The organism is Nocardioides luteus, from assembly GCF_000960475.2.
GTDB classification, from domain to species: Bacteria; Actinomycetota; Actinomycetes; order Propionibacteriales; family Nocardioidaceae; genus Nocardioides; species Nocardioides luteus_A.
This window is the reverse complement of record NZ_JZDQ02000006.1, coordinates 121,554-141,991: the sequence shown is the minus strand read 5'-3', so window position 1 is coordinate 141,991 and position 20,438 is coordinate 121,554. Positions and strand designations below refer to the sequence as shown.

Genomic DNA, 20,438 nt, shown 5'->3' with positions numbered 1-20,438 from the left:
CTAACAATTGCTAGCAAACACAAGCCCTGAGCAACCGAAGTGACACACATCACCCACTAGTTGCCAGGTCAACAGGCAGAAACACTCGTGAAACATGCAGAGCGGCGTCGCTAGCGGACCGCTAGCAGATCACAGCAGCGCGCGGATCTCCCCCACCGGGCGCCCGCCGCCGAGGATCGCTGCTTCGCCGGTCGCCCGCAGGGCGTCCGCGTCGACCCCGTCCAGGTCGCCGACACCGTCTCGCAGCAGCGCCGCGGCCATCACCACCGGCCGCGCCCGGTCGCCGCCGTCGTCGGCCTTCAGCGCCCAGGCCCGGCCGTCGGGCAGCGCGACCGCGTAGACCGCCTCGGCCCCCAGCTTGCCGATCAGTCCGGGTACGGCCCGGTGCAGCGCCACCTCGTCGCGGGTCGTGCCGGAGACGTACTCGGGGTGCGACCGCATCGCCTCGGCCACCCGGGCCGCCGGCCCGTCGACCGCCGAGCCGATGGTGGAGAACGCCCGCGCCAGCCCCGTCAGCGACGTCGACAGGGCGGGGGCCCCGCAGCCGTCGACGGTGACGTACGCCGCCTCGCCGGTGCACGCCTCGAGCACCTCCTGGATCCCCTCCTGGAGTGGGTGCGTCGGTTCCAGATAGCCCTCGAGCGACCAGCCGGCGGCGACACAGGTGGCGAGCATCGCGGCGTGCTTGCCGGAGCAGTTCATCGCCAGCCGCGTCCTCGGCTCGCCGCGACGCAGTGCCTCCTCGCGCGCCTCGACGCCGAACGGGTGGTCCTCGATGTTGCCGAGCGCGGACTCGTCGAGGCCGACGGTGGCGAGGATGCGGCGTACGCCTTCCTGGTGGAACGCCTCGCCCGAGTGGGAGGCGCAGGCGAGGGCGAGCAGGTCGGGCGGCAGGTCGAGACCGAGGATCACCATCGCGAGGGCCTGGACCGGTTTGTTCGAGGAGCGCGGGAGAATCGGCGACTCGACGTCGCCGAGCGACCACTCCACGCTGCCGTCGGCCGCCAGGGAGAGGGCGGATCCGTAGTGGTGTCCCTCGACGAAGTCGGAGCGGACGATCTCGGCGAACGGCACGGGTGCTGGCATGGGGGCGAGACTATGTGAGAGTTGCCCCGTGTTCGCCGACCTCCTCACCCACGACGCGCTGAGTGTCCTCGTGGTCAGCTTCGGTATCGGCATCGTCGTCGGGCTGACCGGCATGGGCGGTGGCGCCCTGATGACGCCGGCGCTGATCTTCCTCGGCGTGCCGCCGACGACCGCGGTCGCCAACGACCTCGTCGCCGCCTCGGTCAACAAGTCGGTCGGGGCCGCCGTGCACTGGCGGCACGGCTCGCCCAACGTGCGGCTGGCGACGTACCTGATCATCGGCTCGGTGCCGTGCGCGTTCCTGGGCACCTTCGTCCACAAGCTGGCGCCCGGCGACACCGACCACTTCCTCAAGATGGTCCTCGGCGGTGCGCTGCTCTTCGCCGCCGCGTCCTACATGTTCCGGATGTACCTCCAGCTGCGCCAGGTCGCCGCCGGCAACGTGGCGCCCGAGGACGACCCCGACCTGAAGCCGCTGCTCACCGTCTTCATCGGCGCGCTCGGCGGCCTGCTGGTCGGCATCACCTCGGTCGGCTCCGGCTCGGTCATCATGATCGCGCTGCTGCTCGTCTATCCGACGCTGTCCGCGGTCAAGCTCGTCGGCACCGACCTGCTCCAGGCCGTGCCGCTGGTCCTGGCCGCCGCGATCGGCCAGGTGCTCAACCACGGCGTCGACTGGGCGGTGCTGATCCCGCTCATCCTCGGCGGCACCCCCGGCACCTTCCTCGGCTCCCGGATGGCGCGCTGGGTCTCCCAGTCGGTCATCCGGCGCGGCATCGTCATCATGCTGACCCTCTCGGGCGCCAAGATGCTCGGCGCCGACGCCACCTTCCTGCTGCTCCTCGGCGGCGCGATGCTCCTCCTCGGCCCGCTCCTGTGGGGATTCATCCGCCAGTCGCGCGGCCTGGCCCCCTTCGACAACAACGCCGCCGCCTGGCGGCTGCCGGAGCGCTCCGAGTAGCAGCGGTCAGGCCTTCAGGTAGCGGCGCAGCGCGTCGAGGTGATCCTCCGGCTCGAAGCCGGTGGCGGTGAGCTTGTCGAGGGACATCACCGAGTTGAGCGGCCGCGGCGCGACACCCTCCTTGCCGGCGAAGTAGGCCTCGGTCGAGGTGGCGCCCACGTCGGCCCGGTCACGTCCCGACAGCGAGAACACCTCGGCGGCGATGTCGCGCCATGAGCACGGCTCCCCGGCGTTGGTGCAGTTGTAGACCCCGTACGCAGCCCCGGACCGCAGCAGGTGAGCGGTGGCCGCGGCGAGCGTGTCGGTGAAGGTGAGCCGGCCGATCTGGTCGTCGACCACGGTGGGCGAGACGCCCTTCTCGGCGAGAGCCGCCATGGTGCGTACGAAGTTCTTGCCGTCGCCGACGACCCAGGAGGTGCGCAGGATGTAGTGGCGGGGAGTGCCGGCGACGGCGATGTCGCCGGCGGCCTTCGACTGGGCGTAGACGCCGAGCGGTGAGACCGGCTCGTCCTCGGTGTGCTCGGTGGCGGTGCCGTCGAAGACGTACTCGGTGGAGTAGTGCACCAGGGTCAGCCGGTGCTCGTTCGCGACGCGGGCGAGCAGCGCGGGCGCGGTGGCGTTGGCGGCCCAGGCGGTGCGCCGGCCGTCGGCGGTCTCGGCGACGTCGACGGCCGTGTAGGCGGCGGCGTTGAGGACGAGCTGGTAGTCGGCCCACGGCCAGGCCGCGACCGCCTTCTCGTCGGAGATGTCGAGCTCGTCGAGATCGACCGCGTCGGCGTCCGGGAAGACCGACACCAGGGCCCGGCCGAGCTGGCCGTTGGCTCCGATGATCAGGGTCTTCTTCGGCTTCATCGGGACGACGTCGGCCAGGCGCGGGTTGGCCCGGTCCTTCTCGGAGATCTCTGCGGAGTCGAGCGGGATCGGCCACGGGATCGCCGCCGTCTCGTCCCCCAGATGGAGCGCCGGGTAGGCGTGCCCCGGCCGCCAGTGGTCGTTGACCAGGTAGGAGTAGACCGTGCGGTCCTCCAGCGCCTGGTAGGAGTTGCCGACCCCACGCGGCACGAAGACCGCGGTCTCCGGGCCGATCTCGACCGAGAAGGTCGTCCCGAACGACGAACCCTCGCGCATGTCGACCCACGCCGCGAAGACTCGGCCGCACGCCACCGAGACGAACTTGTCCCACGGCTCGGTGTGGATGCCGCGGGTCGCACCGCGCGAGGCGTTGAACGACATGTTGTTCTGCACCGGCCCGAAGTCGGGGAGCCCCAGCTCCACCATCTTCTCGCGCTGCCAGTTCTCCTTGAACCAGCCGCGGGCGTCGCCGTGCACGGGCAGGTGGACGACCAGCAGACCCGGGATCGGCGTCTCGTCGACGCGCAGCTCAGCCACCGAGATCACTGCCCCTTCGCGGCGTACTTGGCTTCGGTCTCGTGCTTGAGCGGCGACCACCAGGCCTCGTTCTCCTGGTACCAGGAGATCGTCGCGGCCAGGCCCTTGTCGAAGTCCTGGTACTTCGGCTCCCAGCCGAGCTCGCTGCGAAGCTTGCCGGACTCGATGGCGTAGCGGCGGTCGTGGCCGGCGCGGTCGGTGACCCACTCGATGTCGTCCTCGGGCTTGCCGAAGTGACGCAGGATCGCGCGGACGACATCGACGTTGGACTTCTCGCCGTCGGCACCGATCAGGTAGGTCTGCCCGATCCGGCCCTTCTCCAGGATCGTCCAGACCGCCGAGGAGTGGTCGTCGGTGTGGATCCAGTCGCGGACGTTGAGCCCGTCGCCGTAGACGCGCGGCCGGCGGCCCTCGATCACCTCGGTGATCTGGCGCGGGATGAACTTCTCGACGTGCTGCCAGGGGCCGTAGTTGTTGGAGCAGTTGGAGATCGTCGCGCGTACGCCGAAGGAGCGCACCCAGGCGCGGACGAGGTGGTCGGAGCCGGCCTTGGTGGCCGAGTAGGGCGAGGACGGCTGGTAGGGGGTGTCCTCGGTGAACCGCTTCGGGTCGGAGCCAATCTCGTCGAGCAGAGGGAGGTCGCCGTAGACCTCGTCGGTGGAGACGTGGTGGAAACGTACGTCGTGCTTCCTGACCGCCTCCAGCAGGACGAAGGTGCCGACGATGTTGGTCTGGACGAACGGCGCCGGGTCGGAGAGGGAGTTGTCGTTGTGCGACTCGGCCGCGTAGTGCACGACGGCGTCCGACTCGGCGACCAGCGGCTCGACCACGGCGGCGTCGGCGATGTCCCCGACCACGAGGCGAACCCGGTCCTCCGGGAGCCCGGCCAGGGACGCCTCCGAGGAGGCATAGGTCAGCTTGTCGAGCACCGTCACGTACGCATCGGTGTTGGCCACGAGGTGGTGCACGAAGTTGGAGCCGATGAACCCGGCCCCACCAGTCACAAGAATCCGTCTCACCGGTTCATCGTAGGCAGAATTAACCACCCGGTGGTCGCCTCGCCCCGGTGCGTTCCCTAGAACGTGGGGTGAACATCCGTAGGATCAAGTGACCATGAAGGGCATCATCCTGGCCGGGGGCACCGGCTCACGTCTGCACCCGATCACGCTCGCGATCAGCAAGCAGCTGATGCCGATCTACGACAAGCCGATGATCTACTACCCGCTGACCACGCTGATGCTGGCGGGGATCCGGGACATCCTGGTGATCACCACGCCCCACGAGGCGTCCGGCTTCCACCGGCTGCTGGGCGACGGCAGCCACCTCGGGGTCAACATCAGCTATGCCGAGCAGCCCTCCCCCGACGGCCTCGCCCAGGCCTTCACGATCGGCGCCGACGTCGGCTTCCTCGACGAGTCCGAGGACGGTGTCGGCCTCGTCCTGGGCGACAACATCTTCTACGGTCCCGGCCTCGGCACCCAGCTGGCCCGGTTCAAGACGATCACCGGCGGGGCCGTCTTCGGCTACCGCGTCGCCGACCCGCGCGCCTACGGCGTCGTCGAGTTCGACGAGTCCTTCAAGGCGATCTCCCTCGAGGAGAAGCCGGAGAGGCCGAAGAGCCCGTACGCCGTCCCCGGCCTCTACTTCTACGACAGCTCGGTCATCGAGCACGCCCGCACGCTCAAGCCGTCCGCGCGCGGCGAGCTCGAGATCACCGACCTCAACCGGATCTACCTCGAGGCCGGCACCCTCTCCGTCGAGGTGCTGCCGCGGGGCACCGCGTGGCTCGACACCGGCACCCTCGAGGACCTCAACGAGGCCGCCAACTTCATCCGGGCCATCGAGCACCGCCAGGGCACCAAGATCGGTGCTCCCGAGGAGGTCGCCTGGCGCCAGGGCTGGCTCTCCGACGAGGAGCTCGCCGAGCTCGCCCAGCCGCTGCTGAAGAGCGGCTACGGGAAGTATCTGCTCGGTCTGCTGGGCTGACCCTGCCCCAGATGACACGTACGCGGCGGGGCAGCGCCCCGCCGCGTACGTCGTGGTGGTCTCAGGCCGTCGCGGTCTTCTCGGCCTCGGCCCGGCCGAAGTCGTCCTCGAGCCGGACGATGTCGTCCTCGCCGGTGTAGCCACCGCGCTGGACCTCGATGATCGAGAGCGGCTCGTCGGTCTCGTTGCAGATCCGGTGGGCCTGGCCGACGCCGACGTCGACGGACTCACCCGGGCCGGCGATGGTGGTGACGCCGTCGATGATGCAGGTCGCCTTGCCGTAGATGACCACCCAGTGCTCGGAGCGGTGCGTGTGGGTCTGGTAGGAGAGACGGCTGTTGGGCAGCACCTCGATCCGCTTCACCTTGTAGCCCGGACCGATGTCGATGACGTGCCACGAACCCCAGGGGCGGGTCTCGGAGTCACCAGCCATGATGTTGCCTCATTCCTAGACACTGAACAGAAGACGCGACAATAACTGTACGCATCCGCGCACGGTTCATCGCGAGTCGATGTTCACCGGTCCGTTACCCGTAGGTGGTCCACCGGTGCCGGTCTCACCGCTCGGAGAGCGGCTCAGTCGCGGCCGTAGATGTCGCGCGTGTAGACCTTGTCGGCGACGTCGGCGAGCACCTCGGTGCGCCGGTTGGCGATGATCACGTCGGCACGCTGCTTGAACTCGTCGAGGTCCTTGACGATCTCGGAGTGGAAGAACGTCGCCTCGTCGAGCTCGGGCTCGTAGATGACCACCTCGACGCCCTTGGCCTTGATCCGCTTCATCACACCCTGGATGGAGGACTCGCGGAAGTTATCCGAGCCGGACTTCATGATGAGCCGGTAGACGCCGACCACCTTCGGCTCGCGTCGCAGGATGTCGGTGGCGACGAAGTCCTTGCGCGTGGTGTTGGCCTCGACGATCGCCGAGATGAGGTTCTGCGGGACGTCCTGGTAGTTGGCCTGCAGCTGCTTGGTGTCCTTGGGCAGGCAGTAGCCGCCGTAGCCGAAGCTCGGGTTGTTGTAGTGCGAGCCGATCCGCGGGTCCAGGCCGACGCCCTCGATGATCTGGGTCGTGTTGAGGCCGTGGGTGGCGGCGTAGGTGTCGAGCTCGTTGAAGTAGGCGACCCGCAGCGCCAGGTAGGTGTTGGCGAAGAGCTTGATCGCCTCGGCCTCGGTGGCACCCGTCATCAGCACCGGTACGTCCGGCTCGAGGGAGCCCTCGAGGAGCAGCTCGGCGAAGCCCTTCGCGGCCGCGGAGTCGTCGCCGACGACGATGCGGGAGGGGTGCAGGTTGTCGTGGAGGGCCTTGCCCTCACGCAGGAACTCGGGGCTGAAGAAGAGCGTCGCGTCCGGGTGCTGGTCGCGCTTGGCCGCGATGTAGCCGACCGGGATGGTCGACTTCACCACGATCGCCGCCTCGGGCGCGTAGCTCACCGCGTCGGCGATCACGCCGTCGACGCTGGAGGTGTCGAAGTAGTTCGAGGCCTCGTCGTAGTTCGTCGGGGTGGCGACGATGACGTACGCGGCGTCCGCATAGGCGTCCTCCTTGTCGAGGGTCGCGCGCAGGCTCAGCTCCTTGGTGGCCAGGAAGCTGGTGATCTCGGCGTCCTCGATCGGCGTCCTGGCCGCGTTGACCAGGTCGACCCGCTCCTGGGAGATGTCCAGCACGACGACCTCGTGCTTCTGCGCGAGCAGGACGGCGAGCGACATTCCGACGTAGCCCACGCCGACAACGGTGATCTTCATGTTCGGACTGTAAGCAGCGGTTCGAGCGGGGTCCCAGCGACTTCTGCCATCGATGTTCCCGTACGGGAACATCACGTAGAGTGTTCACCGTGCCGTCGCCCTACCTGACCTCACCTGCCGCCTTCGGGTCGGCCGTGCGCACGGCCCGGCGGCGCGCCGGGCTCACCCAGGAGGAGCTGGCGCACCGCGCCGGGGTCGGCCGGCGGTTCGTGGTCGACGTCGAGTCCGGCCACCCGCGCGCCGAGCTCGGCAAGGCCCTCGCCCTGCTGGACGTCCTCGACGTCTACCTCGCGCCGACCCAGCTCTCCCCGATCGCGCCCCCGCTGGAGGACGTCGACCTCGACGCCGTCCTGGCGCACTGCCTCTGATGCGAGAGCTGTACGCCTTCGCCGGCCGCCGCCGGATGGGCACGTTCCGCCAGGTCGGCCACCAGGTCGACTTCAGCTACGCCGAGACTGCCGGCCCCACGCCCATCTCACTCTCCCTCCCCCGCAGCGGCCCGGCGCTGTCCCCGGGAGCCGCCCGCGCCTGGCTGGACAACCTGCTCCCGGCCCGCGAGGACGTACGCCGCAGATGGGCGCGCGAGCGGGGCCTGCCGGACACCGAGCCGATGACGCTGCTCGCCTCCTACGGCGACGACCTCGCCGGCGCCGTCTCGCTCTCCGCCGACCCCGACCTGCCCTGGCGCCGCGCGCCGCATCCCGTCGAGGTGCCGCTGCCGGAGATCGCGACCCGGCTCGCGGCGCTGCGCAACCAGCCCACCTCGTGGCTCGACCAGCGGGCCCGGCCCCGGTTCTCGCTGGGTGGTCACCGGGGGAAGTTCGCGCTGCGGCGGGCCTCCGGGAAGTGGTTCTGGCCGACGTACGAGCATCCTTCGACGCACATCCTGCGGCCGACGACGGCCGAGGAGGCCACGGTGCTGGTCGAGGAGCTGGCCCGGGCCCGCTCGGCCGGGGTCCCCGCCACCCGCACCGAGCTGGTCAGCTTCGGCGCGCAGCCAGCCCTCGTCGCGGAGCGCTGGGACCGGCTCGGCGGACGGCGCATCCATGCCGAGACCATCCGGCAGGCGCTCGGACTCCGGCCGGGCGAGGACCCGGATCCCGGTGACGTACGGGAGCTGTTCCTCCGCCACGGACTGACTCCGGAGCCGGCCGACGACATCGACAAGATCGCCTTCCTGCTCGCCGGGGACCGGGTCGCGGTGGCGCCGCGGCGCTGAGGCATCTCACCGTGCGGGTGGTGTCACCGGATGGACACCCGCTGCTGCGTACACTCGGATTCCAGCCCACGCGGGGATGGGATGTTTCGCCGTGCCGAGGCGGCGCCATAACCTTGGCGCCACTAGCATGGGCGCCTCAACCTGACGGAGAGGTCCTCTGGTTCCGTAATGACTGCAACACACGCCGACTACCGGCTCAGCCAGCTCGACCAGCTGGAAGCCGAGTCGATCCACATCTTCCGCGAGGCCGCGGCAGAGTTCGAGAAGCCTGTCCTGATGTTCTCGGGCGGCAAGGACAGCATCGTGATGCTGCGACTTGCGGAGAAGGCTTTCTTCCCGGCCAAGATCCCCTTCCCGGTCCTCCAGATCGACAACGGCCTCGACTTCCCCGAGGTCGCCGAGACCCGTGACCGCTGGGTGCAGCGGCTCGGGGTGCGCCTGGTGATCGCGAGCATCGATGACGCCATCGCGCGCGGCATCGTCGTCGACGACGGCAAGACCTCGCGCAACCGGCTCCAGACCCCCACGCTGCTGAACGCGATCGAGGAGAACGGCTTCACCGCCGCCTTCGGTGGCGGTCGCCGCGACGAGGAGAAGGCCCGCGCCAAGGAGCGCGTCTACTCCCACCGCGACGAGTTCGGCCAGTGGGACCCGAAGAACCAGCGCCCCGAGCTCTGGTCGCTCTACAACGGCCGCCTCCACGAGGGCGAGCACATGCGGGTCTTCCCGATCTCCAACTGGACCGAGCTGGACATCTGGGACTACATCGGCCGCGAGGGCATCGAGATCCCGTCGGTCTACTTCGCTCACCAGCGCCGGGTCTTCGAGCGCGACGGCATGCTGCTCACCGAGACCCCGCTCAACCCGCTCCGGGAGGGCGAGGTCGTCACCGAGCGCACCGTCCGCTACCGCACCTGCGGCGACATGACCCTGACCGGCTGCGTCGAGTCGACCGCCTCCACCATCCCCGAGATCATCGAGGAGGTCGCCGCCGCCCGGGTCACCGAGCGTGGCGCGACCCGCGGTGACGACCGGTTCTCCGAGGCCGCCATGGAGGACCGCAAGAAGGAAGGTTACTTCTGATGGCCATGGACCTTCTGCGGTTCGCCACCGCCGGCTCGGTCGACGACGGCAAGTCCACCCTCATCGGGCGGCTGCTGTTCGACTCGAAGTCGATCTTCACCGACCAGCTCGAGTCGGTCGAGAAGACCTCGCAGGACAAGGGTCACGGCTACGTCGACCTGTCGCTGCTGACCGACGGGCTGCGCTCCGAGCGCGAGCAGGGCATCACCATCGACGTGGCCTACCGCTACTTCGCGACGCCCAACCGCAAGTTCATCATCGCCGACACCCCGGGCCACGTGCAGTACACGCGCAACATGGTCACCGGCGCCTCGACGGCCGACCTCGGGCTCGTCCTCGTCGACGCGCGTCACGGCCTGACCGAGCAGTCGCGCCGCCACGCGGTGCTGCTCTCGCTGCTGCGCGTGCCCCACCTGGTCCTGTGCATCAACAAGATGGACCTCGTGGACTACTCCCAGGAGGTCTACAGCAAGATCTCGGCCGAGTTCACCGCGTTCGCGACCAAGCTCAACATCCCCGACCTCGAGGTCATCCCGATCTCGGCGCTCCAGGGCGACAACGTGGTCCAGCGCTCCGAGAACATGTCGTGGTACTCCGGTCCCACGCTCATGCACCACCTCGAGCACGTCCACGTCGCCTCCGACCGCGACCTGGTCGACGTGCGGCTGCCGGTGCAGTACGTCATCCGGCCGAAGTCCGACGACCACCACGACTACCGCGGCTACGCGGGCCAGGTCGCCGGTGGCGTGCTCAAGCCGGGCGACGAGGTCATGGTGCTTCCCTCCGGCATGACGTCGAAGATCGCCGGGATCGACCTGTTCGACCAGGAGATCCCCGAGGCGTTCCCGCCGATGTCGGTGACGGTCCGCCTCGAGGACGACGTCGACGTGAGCCGCGGCGACATGATCTCGCGGGTCAAGAACGCCCCCGAGCCGAGCCAGGACATCGACGCGATGATCTGCTGGATGACCACCGCTCCGCTGCGTCCGCGGCAGAAGCTGGCCATCAAGCACACCTCCAACTCTGCGCGGGCGCTGGTCAAGGACATCCAGTACCGCTTGGACGTCAACTCGCTGCACCGTGACCTGGAGACCAAGGAGCTCGGCCTCAACGAGATCGGCCGCGTCCAGCTGCGCACCACCAAGCCGCTGCTGTGCGACCCCTACTCGAAGAACCGCACCACCGGCTCCTTCATCCTCATCGACGAGGCGACCGGCGTCACCGTCGGCGCTGGCATGATCAACGACTGATCATCGGTTTCGTACGAAGCGGCGGCTCCCGACTCGGGGGCCGCCGCTTCGCGTCTGACGGCGGGCCGGATGCTCACCGAGGTAACTCGGTCAGCGCTCACTGCCCTCGGGGAGTTCCACGAAGGCAGTGACCGTTCGCCGAGTTACCTCGGCGGGCATTCAGCGGACCAGTCCACCCACGAGCGTGGTGCTGGCCGCCGCCGAGCGCGGCGTTAGAGTTCGGGCGTGCCTGTGCCGCAGTACTCTCCCTCGCCCCGTGAGCTCGATGACATCGAGCTGATCGTCGCCCGTGCGCTACCCGGCCCCCTGAACGCGGCCGAGTCTGTGCTGAGGCTCGATCTGCCGGACTCCATGAAGACGGCTGCCGAGGATGCTGGCGCCGTCGAGATCGTCGACCCCGAGGGTCTCCCGCTGGCACGGGTCACCTGGCCCGCCGGCGGGGTCACCGAGCTCGCCTCCCCCGCCTACGGCCCGTTCCGACGGCTCTACCTCACCCCGGAGCAGACCCGGAAGGCGTACGCCGGGCGGACGGTGGTCCCGGTCACCGACGCGCTCACCACCACCGAGATCGCGGAGATCGCTGACCTCGGGCCGGTGCTGCTGCTCGCCCTGGTCGGGCACGGCACCCCGGCGCTCTCGCCGGTCGCACTGCTGCGCGCCTCGCTGCTGGCCGCGGACTCCCTGCCCGACGCGGCCGTCGTCGCGGTGCCGCTGGCTTCGCACGACGACCCCGAGGCCGACCATGCGCTCGGCGTGGCCGTCGTGGAGGCGTACGCGGGTGAGGATCGGGTCCACGCGCTGGCTCCCGCTTCCTCGGAGGACTATCCCGACGCCATCGCGGCGGTCATCGACGCCGACCAGCCCGCTCCGGAGGACCAGGGCCTCGTCATCTTCTTCACCGGCCTGTCCGGCTCCGGCAAGTCCACCCTCGCCCGTGCGCTGATGGACCGGATCCTCGAGCAGGGCGCCCGCACGGTCACCTCCCTCGACGGCGACGTCGTGCGCCGCAACCTGTCGGCCGGGCTGACCTTCTCCAAGGAGGACCGGGAGACCAACATCCGCCGGATCGGCTGGGTGGCCGCGGAGATCTCCCGCCATGGCGGGCTCGCGGTCTGCTCCCCCATCGCGCCCTTCGACTCGACCCGCCAGGACGTCCGCGGGTTCGTCGCCGACGCCGGGGGCGCCTTCTTCCTGGTCCACGTCGCCACCCCGCTGGAGGAGTGCGAGCGGCGCGACCGCAAGGGCCTCTACGCCAAGGCCCGTCGTGGCGAGATCCCGGAGTTCACCGGGATCTCCTCGCCCTACGAGGAGCCGGCCGACGCCGACGTACGCGTCGACACCACCGGCCGCTCGATCGAGGACGCACTGGATGAGGTCATCGCCGGCCTGCGCGAGGCCGGCTACCTCGACCTCGCCTGAGCTGCTCTCTCAGCGGTCGCGGTAGATCAGCCCGGACAGCCTCCAGGCCATCATCCGGCGGAACCGCGGGAGCCGCGCGAGCGTGGACAGCACCAGGTTCCGTACGCTGCGCCGCACTCCGTGCGCGATGCCGAACCGGGTCAGCCGGTCGGCCAGCGCGATGACCTCCTGGGCGACCGGCCGGCGCCGGGCCGCGTAGTCGTCGAGCGCGGCGTCGTCGCCGTGGCTGATCGCGGCGACGAGCGCGTCGCCGAGGACGACCGCGTCCTGGAGGCCGGTGTTCATGCCCTGGCCGCCGGCCGGGCTGTGCACGTGGGCGGCGTCGCCGGCGATCAGCACTCTCCCGGCACGGTAGGCGTCGGCGACGCGGTGGTGGACCCGGAACCGGGATCCCCACACGACCTCGGTGACCTCGGCCGGGCTCGTGATGCCGCCGCGCCGGTCGAGGAGGCCCTGGACGTAGGCGACGTCGGGCTCCTCCGGGGCGTCGGGGACCGGCGCCACGAGCCGGAACGAGCCGTCGGGCAGGGGTGCGGAGACCAGGGTGCCCTCGGGCGAGAAGTAGAGGATGACCTCGTCGTGCGGCAGGTCGCCCTCGATGCGTACGTCGGCGAGGCTGAACGACTCGTCGTACTTCCCGCCCGGGAAGCCGATCCCGGCCTTGTCGCGCACGGTGGAGTGCATGCCGTCGGCGCCGACGAGGTAGTGGGCCCGGATCTCGGTGCCTTCCTCGGTGGTCGCGGTGACCCCGGTGTCGTCCTGGACGAGGTCGACGAGGGTGAGCGGGCGGCGTACGTGACCGCCGAGCTCGGTGAGGCGCTCGAGGAGAACCCGCTCGGTGACCGCCTGGGAGACCATCAGGGCGTAGGGGAACTCGCTGGGCAAGTCGTCGAAGCGGATCGGCACCAGGACCTTGTCGCGGTCGCGGATGGTGAAGGCCGGCGCCTCGATGCCCTCCTTGATGAGGCGCTCGGAGACGCCGAGACCGGCGAGCACCTCCAGGGTGCGGGCGTGGACGACAGCGGCCCGGGAGGTGTTGTCCCCGGAGGCCTGGTTGTCGAGGACGGTGACGTCGATGCCGGCCGCCGCCAGCGTGGCCGCCACCGCCAGCCCGGTGGGGCCGGCGCCGACGACGAGGACATCAGTGGTGATGGTGGACATGATGCGCTCCTTGCTGTCGCTTGGTCAACAAGTGTTGGCCAACTGATGTTGACCAAACTAGCGCGGCGTCGCCATTGACGTCAACAGATGTTGGCCTACACTTGTTGGCATGGCTGACACGCGCCGATCCGGCGCCGAGACCCGCGAACGCATCCTCGCCGTCGCGCGCGAACACTTCGCGCGCCAGGGATTCGACCGCACCACCATCCGCGCGATCGCCTCGGAGGCACAGATCGACCCGTCGATGGTGATGCGCTACTTCGGCAGCAAGGAGGAGCTGTTCACCGCCGCCGCGGCGATCGACCTGGCGCTGCCCGACCTCACCGAGATCCCCCGCGACGAGGTCGGCCGCACACTGGTCACCCATTTCGTACGCATGTGGGACTCCGACGGCACCCTGATGGCACTCCTGCGCCGTGCCGCCTCGGACCCCGCCGCGGCGGAGCAGATGCGGAGCATCTTCGCCGCCCAGGTCGCCCGCGCCGTGGCTCCCGTGTCCCCCGACCCGTCCCAGGCGCCACGTCGCGCCGCCCTCGCCGCCTCCCAGCTCCTGGGCATCGCACTGGGCCGCTACGTACTCGTGCTCCCACCCATCGTCGACATGGACATCGACGAGATCGTCGCATGGGTCGCCCCGACGATCGACCGCTACCTCACCGCCGAGTCGGCGCAACCTGACCAAGATCCCGGCCGAGTCGGCTCGTCATGACGCGCCGACTCGGCGCATCTGTCCCACAACTGCCCACCGAGTCGGCGCGAATGTCCCGCTAGATCCTGCCGAGTCGGCCCGAATGTCCCGGCCTGGAACGCGTTCGCGGCGAAGACCGGGACAGACGCGCCGAGTCGGCAACTCGAAACGAGACAGACCCGCCGACTCGGCAACCCGAAACGAGACAGACCCGCCGAGTCGGCAACCCGAAACGAGACAGACGCGCCGAGTCGGCGGGACGGTTTACCGCTTCAGACCGAGAAGGGCCCAGGCCTCGTCGGTGCTCATCGGCTCGCGCTGCGCGACCGCGGCGGCTTCGACGGCTCGCTCGACGAGCTGCCGGTTGGCGTCGACCGGGACACCCTTGGCGAGGGTGAGGACGTCCTCCATCCCGACCCGCAGGTGGCCGCCCATGGCCAGCGAGGTGAGCATCACCGGGAGGGTCGAGCGGCCGATACCGGTCGCCGACCAGGAGGTGACCTCGGCCGGTAACGCCGCGACAGCTGCGACCAGGGCCGCCGAGGTGCCCGGCATGCCACCCGGCACACCCATCACGAAGTCGACGTGGACCTTGCCGCCGGCGGGCAGCCCGTACTTCCCCAGCAGCCGCTGCAGCGCTGCGACGTGGCCGAGGTCGAAGAGCTCGAACTCCGGCACCACACCGCGCTCCTGGGTCAACTGGTAGAGCTCGGTGATGAACGGCCACGGGTTGGAGAAGACGTCGTCGCCGAAGTTGGTGGTGCCCATGGTCAGCGAGCACGAGTCCGGTCCCGCGTCGAGCACCTTCAGCCGCTTGTCCAGCGGGTCGTGGACCGAGCCGCCGGTGGAGAGCTGCACGATCAGCTCGGTCTTCTCGTGGAGCGCGTCGACCGTCTCGGTGAGTCGCCCCAGGTCGAGCGTCGGCGCGTGGTCGTCGTCGCGGATGTGGACGTGGATCATCCGCGCCCCCGCCTCCTCGCACTCGACGGCCGTCGCCACCAGCTCCTCCAGCGTCGTCGGCAGCTGCGGGCAGTCTTCCTTCGCGGTCTCCGCCCCGGTCGGCGCCACGGTCACAAGCAGTCCAGTCACCCGGACAATCTAGCGCCAATCAGGCAATCGACCGCAATATCTCCGCCAGACGATGGCAAAACAACGTGGGAGCCCCGGTGTCAACCAGTGACACCGGGGCTCCCACGTCAAAGGGATCGTCAGCCGATCGGGATGGTCACCTCGGCGACGTTGCCGACCGCGGCGTGGACCTTCTTGTCCACGGGCTCGGCCTTCGGCGCGAGCGTGCGCAGGGTCCACTCGCCGTCGCCGGCGAAGAACCGGAAGTGGCCGGTGGCCGAGGTGGGCACCTCGGCGGTGAACTCGCCGGTGCGGTCGAGCAGCCGGACGTACGCGCCGTGGACCGGCTCGCCGCCACGGGTCACCTGACCCTGGATGACTGCTTCCTTGGCGACGTCGACGCCGGCGAGCGAGAGCCCGCCCTCAGTTGCTCCGCACATGCTCAGGCCTCCCCGGGCTCGTCGCCGGTGACGACCGGAACGCCGACGAGGGAGCCGTACTCGGTCCACGAGCCGTCGTAGTTCTTCACGTTCTCCTGGCCGAGGAGCTCCTTGAGCACGAACCAGGTGTGCGAGGAGCGCTCGCCGATGCGGCAGTAGGCGATGGTGTCCTTGCTCCAGTCGACGCCGGCCTCGGTGTAGATCTCCTTGAGCTCCTCGTCGGAGCGGAAGGTGCCGTCGTCGTTGGCCGCCTTGGACCACGGGACGTTGGCCGCGGTCGGGATGTGACCGGCACGCTGGGCCTGCTCCTGCGGGAGGTGGGCCGGGGCGAGGAGGCGGCCGGCGAACTCGTCGGGCGAACGCACGTCGACCAGGTTCTGGGTGCCGATGGCCTCGACGACCTCGTCACGGAAGGCGCGGATCGAGTGGTCCTGCTCCTGCGCGGTGTAGGTGGTCGCCTCGCGGGTGACGGCCTCGTCGGTCAGCTCGCGGGAGTCGAGCTCCCACTTCTTGCGACCGCCGTCGAGCAGCTTGACGTCCTGGTGGCCGTAGAGCTTGAAGTACCAGAAGGCGTACGCGGCGAACCAGTTGTTGTTGCCGCCGTAGAGCACCACGGTGTCGTCGTTGGCGACGCCGCGCTCGGAGAGCAGAGCGGAGAACTGGTCCTTGTTGACGAAGTCGCGGCGGACCTGGTCCTGCAGGTCGGTGGTCCAGTCCAGCTTGATGGCACCCTTGATGTGGCCCTTGTCGTAGGCCGTGGTGTCTTCGTCGACCTCGATCAGCACCACCTTCGGGTCATCGAGGTGCTCCTCCACCCACTGGGCGGAGACGAGGGAGTTCTCGCGGGTCATCTAGGTACCTTTCGTTGTGTTTCTTGCGTTCAGGGCTCAGGCCGACGGGGAAGGACCCAGTCGCCTGATCAGCAGGTAGAGCTCGCAGCCGAGGCAGAACCGGAAGACGGCATTGAGCACGGCCGCGACCAGCGCGAGGCCGAGGGCGATCTGCGCCACGAGCGTGGCGCCGACGAGGTAGCCCACGAGCGCGACCAGCAGGAAGGCGAGGCCGACCCCCTGGGCGAACCGGGGCGGTGCCGGGTCCTCGAGCTCGTCCGGCGCGCCGAGGCGGGGACGTACGAACTTCTTGAAGAGCCAGGCGTGGGGGGTCCGCTGAACGCCGAGACCGGCCCCGATCGCGAAGAGCACGGTCTGGATGACCGTGACCACCAGAGCCCATGGCTGCGGCAGCAGCAGGGCCAGGATGATCACGACAACGGTCAGCGCCGCGGTGAACTGCGGGCCACGAGGGTCGATTCCGGCCTGCGTCGCCGTCTTGCTCGAGGTCTCAGACATAGGTGTGCTCCTGCGAGAGTGGAGGGGAGGTCGTCAGGACGAGCCTGACAGGCGAAAGCGATCCCCGGTGTCGACTGGGTCGACAAATCTCAGGGAATCAGCGGCAGGAACGACACAGCGCCGAGCGCACGCGGCAGTGATCCACTGCGCGGCGCTTGGTCAGCATGGTCGAGAACATGCGAAGACAGTAGCGCGATGCTCGACGGGCACGAAACGAATGTCTCGGAATACGGACCGGCGTGTCAGGATTCGAGATCGTAGGCCGGGATCGCGCTCAGCACCTGCTCCTTGCGCGGGGCGCCGGAAGCCCGGGCGACCTCGTTGCCGGCGCCGTCCAGCACCAGCGTGGTGGGAGTCCGCAGGACGTCGAGCCGGCGGACCAGGTCGAGGTGGTGCTCGGCGTCGATCTCGAGGTGGACGACACCCGGAACGATCTCGGCGACCTCGCCGAGGATCCTCCGGGTCGCCCGGCAGGGCGCGCAGAAGGCGCTGGAGAACTGCACCAGCGTCGCGCGGTCACCGAGCTCGGTCTCGCCCAGCGCGTCGGTCACCGCATTCCACGCGTGCGGCTCGGGCGCGTGATCCTCGTGGGCCACGTGGAGCTCCTTCGTGCCTCGGAAGCGGCCGTCGGTGAGCAGCCGGAACAGGCCGAAGCCCAGGGCGACGGCTATCGCGATGACGGCGATCCAGGATCCGGTGCTCATGTGTCTATTGAACCGGTAACCCGCGCCGCTCATTCCCCCGAGGCGCGCCGAAGCCTCTCGTTGACCGCTTTCAGGCGGCGTACGTCCTCCTCGAGGTCCAGCACACGAGCGATGCCGGCGAGGTTGAGACCGTCGGCGAGCAGGTCCCGGATACGGATGAGCCGCTCGATGTCGGCGACGGAGTAGAGCCGGGTGCCGCCCGCGGTGCGCGCAGGGTCGACCAGCCCGCGGCGCTCGTAGACGCGGAGGTTCTGGATCTGCATCTCGGCCATCTCGGCGGCCACGGAGATGGCGTAGACGGCCCTGGTTCGCTCCTTCACAGGATCGATTCTGACATGTGGGCTTGAAATTCCCTAGGCTCTGGAATATATAAAAGGTGTATCCGCTGATATAGATCCCGTGAGGAGGGAATCATGCTGATCCGAAGCACCGATCCGTTCCGCGAGTTCGATCGCATCACCCAGCAGCTCCTGGGCGGGGGCACCACCAACCGTCCGGCCGTGATGCCGATGGACGCCTGGCGCGAGGGCGACCGGTTCGTCATCGAGTTCGACCTTCCCGGTGTCAGCCCGGAGACGATCGACCTCGACGTCGAGCGCAACGTACTGACCGTCAAGGCCGAGCGGGTCGCCAAGAACGGCGACTGGCAGATGCTGGCCAACGAGCGCGTGCGCGGCACCTTCAGCCGTCAGCTCGTGCTCGGCGACAACCTCGACCTCGACCACATCGAGGCCGCGTACGACGCCGGCGTGCTGCGTCTGGTCGTGCCGGTCGCCGAGAAGGCCAAGCCGCGCAAGATCCAGATCGCCACGAGCGGCCAGCCGGAGCCCGCCGCGATCGAGAGCTGAGGACCTGCCCGCCCCGGCAGGCCCTTACGCAGGTGAGTCGCCGGGCGCGGGCTCCCCGGCCATCACTGATCTAGCCACCAGCGAACGGAGGGAGGAACTCGACCGTCGACCCCGGTGGGACCTCGATCCCACCGGGGTCGCCCGTACCGGCCGGACGGTCACCGATGAGTGCCGAGCAGACCTTCAGGACCTCGGGGAGGCGGGTGCCGGGGTGCAGCTCGGCGGCGCGGCGTACGACCTCGGCCAGCGTCAAGGAGCCGTCGACCTCGAGCTGGTCCGACGGAGTCCCGGCCGCCGACTTGGCCGCCGCCCAGTAGCGGACCTCTATAACATTCGTCACTTTCTCGTGGACAACCTTCCTATGTCACCGTGAGGTTTCGTTAATATGGTCCAACGATCACCTCACCGAGGCTCAATGTTGCGTTTCGGTGCTCCTCTTTCTCTGACCGAGAGGCACCCCCATGAGCTCGCTTCTGTTGTTGACCAGTTCTCTCCAGCCCTCGGCAGACGTCCTTCCGGGGCTCTCGCTCCTCGGCCATCAGGTGAAGATCCTTCCTGCTGAAGGTAGCGCGCTCCTCGAGGCGCCCGACTCCGACCTGCTGCTGGTGGATGGCCGACAGGACCTCGCCCAGGCCCGTGACCTGTGTCGTCTGATCCGTACGACCGGCACCGACGTCCCCGTTCTGCTGATCGCCACCGAGGGTGGCCTCGCCGTCGTGTCCCACGACTGGGGCATGGACGACGTCGTCCTGCACACCTGTGGCCCGGCCGAGCTCGAGGCCCGGATCAAGCTCGCGATCGGCCGCATCTCGGCGGCTCGCGACGCCTCCGACCCCGAGGCCCACGTCATCCGCTCCGGCGAGGTCGTCGTCGACGACGCCACCTACACCGCCAAGATCGGCGGCCGCCCGCTCGACCTGACCTTCAAGGAGTTCGAGCTCCTGAAGTTCCTCGCCCAGCACCCGGGCCGCGTCTTCTCCCGTCAGCAGCTGCTGCAGGAGGTGTGGGGCTACGACTACTTCGGCGGCACCCGCACCGTCGACGTCCACGTACGTCGCCTGCGCGCCAAGCTCGGCCCCGAGAACGAGACCCTCATCGGCACCGTCCGCAACGTCGGCTACCGCTTCGTGCTGCCCTCGAAGAACAACGAGGCCGCCGCCGACGGCGCCCGGCTGACCCCGTCTCCTCGCCTGGGGGCCGACGCCTAGGCTGCTCCTATGGCACTCAGCGTCGAGCAGGTCCTGGACATCGCGAAGGCGACCGAGGCGTACGACGGGGTGGCACCGCTCGACGAGGCGACCCTGCTCACGCTGCGCAACCGTCCGGAGGACGCCACGATCTGGGGGGACGTACGCGGCTTCGGGCTGTTGATCGGCACCGAGCTGTCGCTGGTGGTGCTGACCCAGCACCGCGGTGTCGGTCTGGGGCGCCAGCTGCTGCTGCGCGCGCCCTCGCTTCCTGCCGGGACGACGGCGTGGTCGCACGGTGACAACCCGGCCGCAGCCGCGCTGGCCACGAGACAGGGTTGGGAGCGCACCCGTGAGCTGTGGGTGATGCGACGCCCGGTCGCCGGTCTGCCACCGGCTCCGGAGACCCCGGAAGGGATCCTCGTACGCGGCTTCGAGCCCGGCGACGAGGCCGAGCTGCTCCGGGTCAACGCTGCCGCCTTCGCGCACCACCCCGAGCAGGGCTCGCTGGACGAGGCCGGGCTGCGGGAGCGGATGTCGGAGCCCTGGTTCCACGCGTCGGGGCTGATCACCGCGTGGGAGGGCGAGAAGCTTCTCGCGTTCCACTGGACCAAGCGCCACAGCGAGACCGAGGGCGAGGTCTACGTCGTCGGCGTCGATCCCTCCGCCCAGGGCCGCGGGCTGGGCAGGCTGGTCACCCTCCTGGGGCTGCACCATCTGGCCGCCGTCGGTGTCGAGCGGATCCATCTCTATGTCGAGGGCGACAACACCCCGGCCGTACGTCTCTACGAAGGCCTCGGCTTCACGCGCGCCGCGGCGGACACGCACGTCCAGTACACGCGCAGCTAGTCTCTGGT

At 69.2% G+C, this 20,438-nt stretch carries 24 protein-coding genes; 11 read left to right on the top strand and 13 right to left on the bottom strand.

Features of this window, described 5'->3' with window-relative positions; genetic code table 11:
• Positions 1-129: 129 nt before the first annotated feature.
• Positions 130-1,086 (bottom strand): asparaginase, encoded by a 957-nt coding sequence (locus UG56_RS05780; RefSeq protein WP_071326892.1) that lies wholly within the window; start codon positions 1,084-1,086, stop codon positions 130-132.
• A gap of 28 nt (positions 1,087-1,114) precedes the next feature.
• Between UG56_RS05780 and UG56_RS05775 the strand changes: the two genes are divergently transcribed.
• Positions 1,115-2,047 carry a sulfite exporter TauE/SafE family protein gene (locus UG56_RS05775; RefSeq protein ID WP_071326891.1) on the top strand — a complete coding sequence of 311 codons (933 nt, stop codon included), beginning with the start codon at positions 1,115-1,117 and terminating at the stop codon, positions 2,045-2,047.
• Positions 2,048-2,053: 6 nt separating this feature from the next.
• Here UG56_RS05775 and UG56_RS05770 read toward each other — a convergent pair whose 3' ends face one another.
• Together UG56_RS05770 and rfbB are read right to left on the bottom strand one after the other, a co-directional pair.
• Positions 2,054-3,436, bottom strand: coding sequence for a sugar nucleotide-binding protein (locus UG56_RS05770; protein WP_071326896.1), 1,383 nt, complete (start codon positions 3,434-3,436; stop codon positions 2,054-2,056).
• Between the two features lie 5 nt (positions 3,437-3,441).
• Entirely contained in the window at positions 3,442-4,455 is a 1,014-nt protein-coding gene (gene rfbB, locus UG56_RS05765; protein WP_045549613.1) for a dTDP-glucose 4,6-dehydratase, read from the bottom strand.
• 94 nt (positions 4,456-4,549) lie between these two features.
• On the opposite strand from rfbB, the gene rfbA reads away from it, so the two are divergent.
• Entirely contained in the window at positions 4,550-5,422 is an 873-nt protein-coding gene (rfbA, locus tag UG56_RS05760) for a glucose-1-phosphate thymidylyltransferase RfbA (RefSeq protein WP_045549634.1), read from the top strand.
• Between the two features lie 61 nt (positions 5,423-5,483).
• On the opposite strand, the gene UG56_RS05755 is transcribed toward rfbA, so the two are convergent.
• Both UG56_RS05755 and UG56_RS05750 read right to left on the bottom strand, forming a co-directional pair.
• Positions 5,484-5,855 (bottom strand): phosphomannose isomerase type II C-terminal cupin domain, encoded by a 372-nt coding sequence (locus tag UG56_RS05755; protein ID WP_008360694.1) that lies wholly within the window; start codon positions 5,853-5,855, stop codon positions 5,484-5,486.
• 143 nt (positions 5,856-5,998) lie between these two features.
• The gene (locus tag UG56_RS05750) at positions 5,999-7,165 is read right to left on the bottom strand and encodes a nucleotide sugar dehydrogenase (protein WP_045549614.1); all 1,167 of its coding nucleotides are present in this window, start codon (positions 7,163-7,165) and stop codon (positions 5,999-6,001) included.
• Positions 7,166-7,254: 89 nt separating this feature from the next.
• On the opposite strand from UG56_RS05750, the gene UG56_RS05745 reads away from it, so the two are divergent.
• From UG56_RS05745 to cysC, 5 genes are all read left to right on the top strand, one after another.
• Complete coding sequence (locus UG56_RS05745; RefSeq protein WP_045549635.1) at positions 7,255-7,533, top strand: helix-turn-helix transcriptional regulator; 279 nt, start codon at positions 7,255-7,257, stop codon at positions 7,531-7,533.
• Positions 7,533-8,384, top strand: a complete 852-nt coding sequence (locus UG56_RS05740) for a HipA N-terminal domain-containing protein (RefSeq protein ID WP_071326890.1) — start codon at positions 7,533-7,535, stop codon at positions 8,382-8,384. Before UG56_RS05745 ends, UG56_RS05740 begins: the two co-directional genes overlap by 1 nt.
• Before the next feature lie 168 nt (positions 8,385-8,552).
• On the top strand, positions 8,553-9,467 hold the full coding sequence (gene cysD, locus UG56_RS05735; protein ID WP_045549616.1) for a sulfate adenylyltransferase subunit CysD: 915 nt from the start codon (positions 8,553-8,555) through the stop codon (positions 9,465-9,467).
• Positions 9,467-10,717 carry a sulfate adenylyltransferase subunit 1 gene (locus tag UG56_RS05730; RefSeq protein ID WP_084100571.1) on the top strand — a complete coding sequence of 417 codons (1,251 nt, stop codon included), beginning with the start codon at positions 9,467-9,469 and terminating at the stop codon, positions 10,715-10,717. Before cysD ends, UG56_RS05730 begins: the two co-directional genes overlap by 1 nt.
• Positions 10,718-10,942: 225 nt before the next feature.
• Positions 10,943-12,136 carry an adenylyl-sulfate kinase gene (gene cysC / locus UG56_RS05725; RefSeq protein WP_045549617.1) on the top strand — a complete coding sequence of 398 codons (1,194 nt, stop codon included), beginning with the start codon at positions 10,943-10,945 and terminating at the stop codon, positions 12,134-12,136.
• Between the two features lie 9 nt (positions 12,137-12,145).
• Here the strand turns inward: cysC and UG56_RS05720 are convergent, their stop codons facing one another.
• The gene (locus tag UG56_RS05720; RefSeq protein WP_045549618.1) at positions 12,146-13,297 is read right to left on the bottom strand and encodes an FAD-dependent oxidoreductase; all 1,152 of its coding nucleotides are present in this window, start codon (positions 13,295-13,297) and stop codon (positions 12,146-12,148) included.
• A gap of 109 nt (positions 13,298-13,406) precedes the next feature.
• Here UG56_RS05720 and UG56_RS05715 point away from each other — a divergent pair, with 109 nt between their 5' ends.
• Positions 13,407-14,006: a TetR/AcrR family transcriptional regulator gene (locus tag UG56_RS05715; RefSeq protein WP_045549619.1), complete on the top strand. Its 600-nt coding sequence runs from the start codon at positions 13,407-13,409 to the stop codon at positions 14,004-14,006.
• Positions 14,007-14,249: 243 nt separating this feature from the next.
• Here the strand turns inward: UG56_RS05715 and UG56_RS05710 are convergent, their stop codons facing one another.
• The 6 genes from UG56_RS05710 to UG56_RS05685 form a co-directional block, all read right to left on the bottom strand.
• Positions 14,250-15,074 carry a 3-keto-5-aminohexanoate cleavage protein gene (locus UG56_RS05710; protein WP_045549620.1) on the bottom strand — a complete coding sequence of 275 codons (825 nt, stop codon included), beginning with the start codon at positions 15,072-15,074 and terminating at the stop codon, positions 14,250-14,252.
• A gap of 119 nt (positions 15,075-15,193) precedes the next feature.
• Positions 15,194-15,493: a DUF1416 domain-containing protein gene (locus tag UG56_RS05705; protein WP_045549621.1), complete on the bottom strand. Its 300-nt coding sequence runs from the start codon at positions 15,491-15,493 to the stop codon at positions 15,194-15,196.
• 2 nt (positions 15,494-15,495) lie between these two features.
• Positions 15,496-16,344, bottom strand: coding sequence for a sulfurtransferase (locus UG56_RS05700; protein ID WP_045549622.1), 849 nt, complete (start codon positions 16,342-16,344; stop codon positions 15,496-15,498).
• A 36-nt stretch (positions 16,345-16,380) separates the two neighbouring features.
• A complete protein-coding gene (locus UG56_RS05695; protein ID WP_045549623.1) occupies positions 16,381-16,842 on the bottom strand; it encodes a DUF4395 domain-containing protein in 462 nt (153 codons plus the stop codon).
• Positions 16,843-17,084: 242 nt separating this feature from the next.
• Positions 17,085-17,546: a thioredoxin family protein gene (locus UG56_RS05690; RefSeq protein ID WP_045549624.1), complete on the bottom strand. Its 462-nt coding sequence runs from the start codon at positions 17,544-17,546 to the stop codon at positions 17,085-17,087.
• Positions 17,547-17,575: 29 nt separating this feature from the next.
• Positions 17,576-17,866: a MerR family transcriptional regulator gene (locus UG56_RS05685; protein WP_045549625.1), complete on the bottom strand. Its 291-nt coding sequence runs from the start codon at positions 17,864-17,866 to the stop codon at positions 17,576-17,578.
• Positions 17,867-17,959: 93 nt separating this feature from the next.
• Between UG56_RS05685 and UG56_RS05680 the strand changes: the two genes are divergently transcribed.
• Positions 17,960-18,394 carry an Hsp20/alpha crystallin family protein gene (locus UG56_RS05680; RefSeq protein WP_045549626.1) on the top strand — a complete coding sequence of 145 codons (435 nt, stop codon included), beginning with the start codon at positions 17,960-17,962 and terminating at the stop codon, positions 18,392-18,394.
• Between the two features lie 70 nt (positions 18,395-18,464).
• Here the strand turns inward: UG56_RS05680 and UG56_RS05675 are convergent, their stop codons facing one another.
• Entirely contained in the window at positions 18,465-18,734 is a 270-nt protein-coding gene (locus UG56_RS05675) for a MoaD/ThiS family protein (RefSeq protein ID WP_052693740.1), read from the bottom strand.
• Between the two features lie 121 nt (positions 18,735-18,855).
• Between UG56_RS05675 and UG56_RS05670 the strand changes: the two genes are divergently transcribed.
• Positions 18,856-19,602, top strand: coding sequence for a response regulator transcription factor (locus UG56_RS05670; RefSeq protein WP_045549627.1), 747 nt, complete (start codon positions 18,856-18,858; stop codon positions 19,600-19,602).
• Positions 19,603-19,611: 9 nt separating this feature from the next.
• Complete coding sequence (mshD, locus tag UG56_RS05665) at positions 19,612-20,430, top strand: mycothiol synthase (RefSeq protein WP_045549628.1); 819 nt, start codon at positions 19,612-19,614, stop codon at positions 20,428-20,430.
• Positions 20,431-20,438: the final 8 nt, after the last annotated feature.

Coding starts and splice junctions, on each gene's coding strand:
- UG56_RS05780 (WP_071326892.1), bottom strand. CDS start 1,086: ATGCCAGCACCCGTGCCGTTCGCCGAGATCGTCCGCTCCGACTTCGTC.
- rfbA (WP_045549634.1), top strand. CDS start 4,550: ATGAAGGGCATCATCCTGGCCGGGGGCACCGGCTCACGTCTGCACCCG.
- UG56_RS05755 (WP_008360694.1), bottom strand. CDS start 5,855: ATGGCTGGTGACTCCGAGACCCGCCCCTGGGGTTCGTGGCACGTCATC.
- UG56_RS05750 (WP_045549614.1), bottom strand. CDS start 7,165: ATGAAGATCACCGTTGTCGGCGTGGGCTACGTCGGAATGTCGCTCGCC.
- UG56_RS05740 (WP_071326890.1), top strand. CDS start 7,533: ATGCGAGAGCTGTACGCCTTCGCCGGCCGCCGCCGGATGGGCACGTTC.
- cysD (WP_045549616.1), top strand. CDS start 8,553: ATGACTGCAACACACGCCGACTACCGGCTCAGCCAGCTCGACCAGCTG.
- UG56_RS05730 (WP_084100571.1), top strand. CDS start 9,467: ATGGCCATGGACCTTCTGCGGTTCGCCACCGCCGGCTCGGTCGACGAC.
- UG56_RS05720 (WP_045549618.1), bottom strand. CDS start 13,297: ATGTCCACCATCACCACTGATGTCCTCGTCGTCGGCGCCGGCCCCACC.
- UG56_RS05715 (WP_045549619.1), top strand. CDS start 13,407: ATGGCTGACACGCGCCGATCCGGCGCCGAGACCCGCGAACGCATCCTC.
- UG56_RS05705 (WP_045549621.1), bottom strand. CDS start 15,493: ATGTGCGGAGCAACTGAGGGCGGGCTCTCGCTCGCCGGCGTCGACGTC.
- UG56_RS05700 (WP_045549622.1), bottom strand. CDS start 16,344: ATGACCCGCGAGAACTCCCTCGTCTCCGCCCAGTGGGTGGAGGAGCAC.
- UG56_RS05695 (WP_045549623.1), bottom strand. CDS start 16,842: ATGTCTGAGACCTCGAGCAAGACGGCGACGCAGGCCGGAATCGACCCT.
- UG56_RS05690 (WP_045549624.1), bottom strand. CDS start 17,546: ATGAGCACCGGATCCTGGATCGCCGTCATCGCGATAGCCGTCGCCCTG.
- UG56_RS05680 (WP_045549626.1), top strand. CDS start 17,960: ATGCTGATCCGAAGCACCGATCCGTTCCGCGAGTTCGATCGCATCACC.
- UG56_RS05670 (WP_045549627.1), top strand. CDS start 18,856: ATGAGCTCGCTTCTGTTGTTGACCAGTTCTCTCCAGCCCTCGGCAGAC.
- mshD (WP_045549628.1), top strand. CDS start 19,612: ATGGCACTCAGCGTCGAGCAGGTCCTGGACATCGCGAAGGCGACCGAG.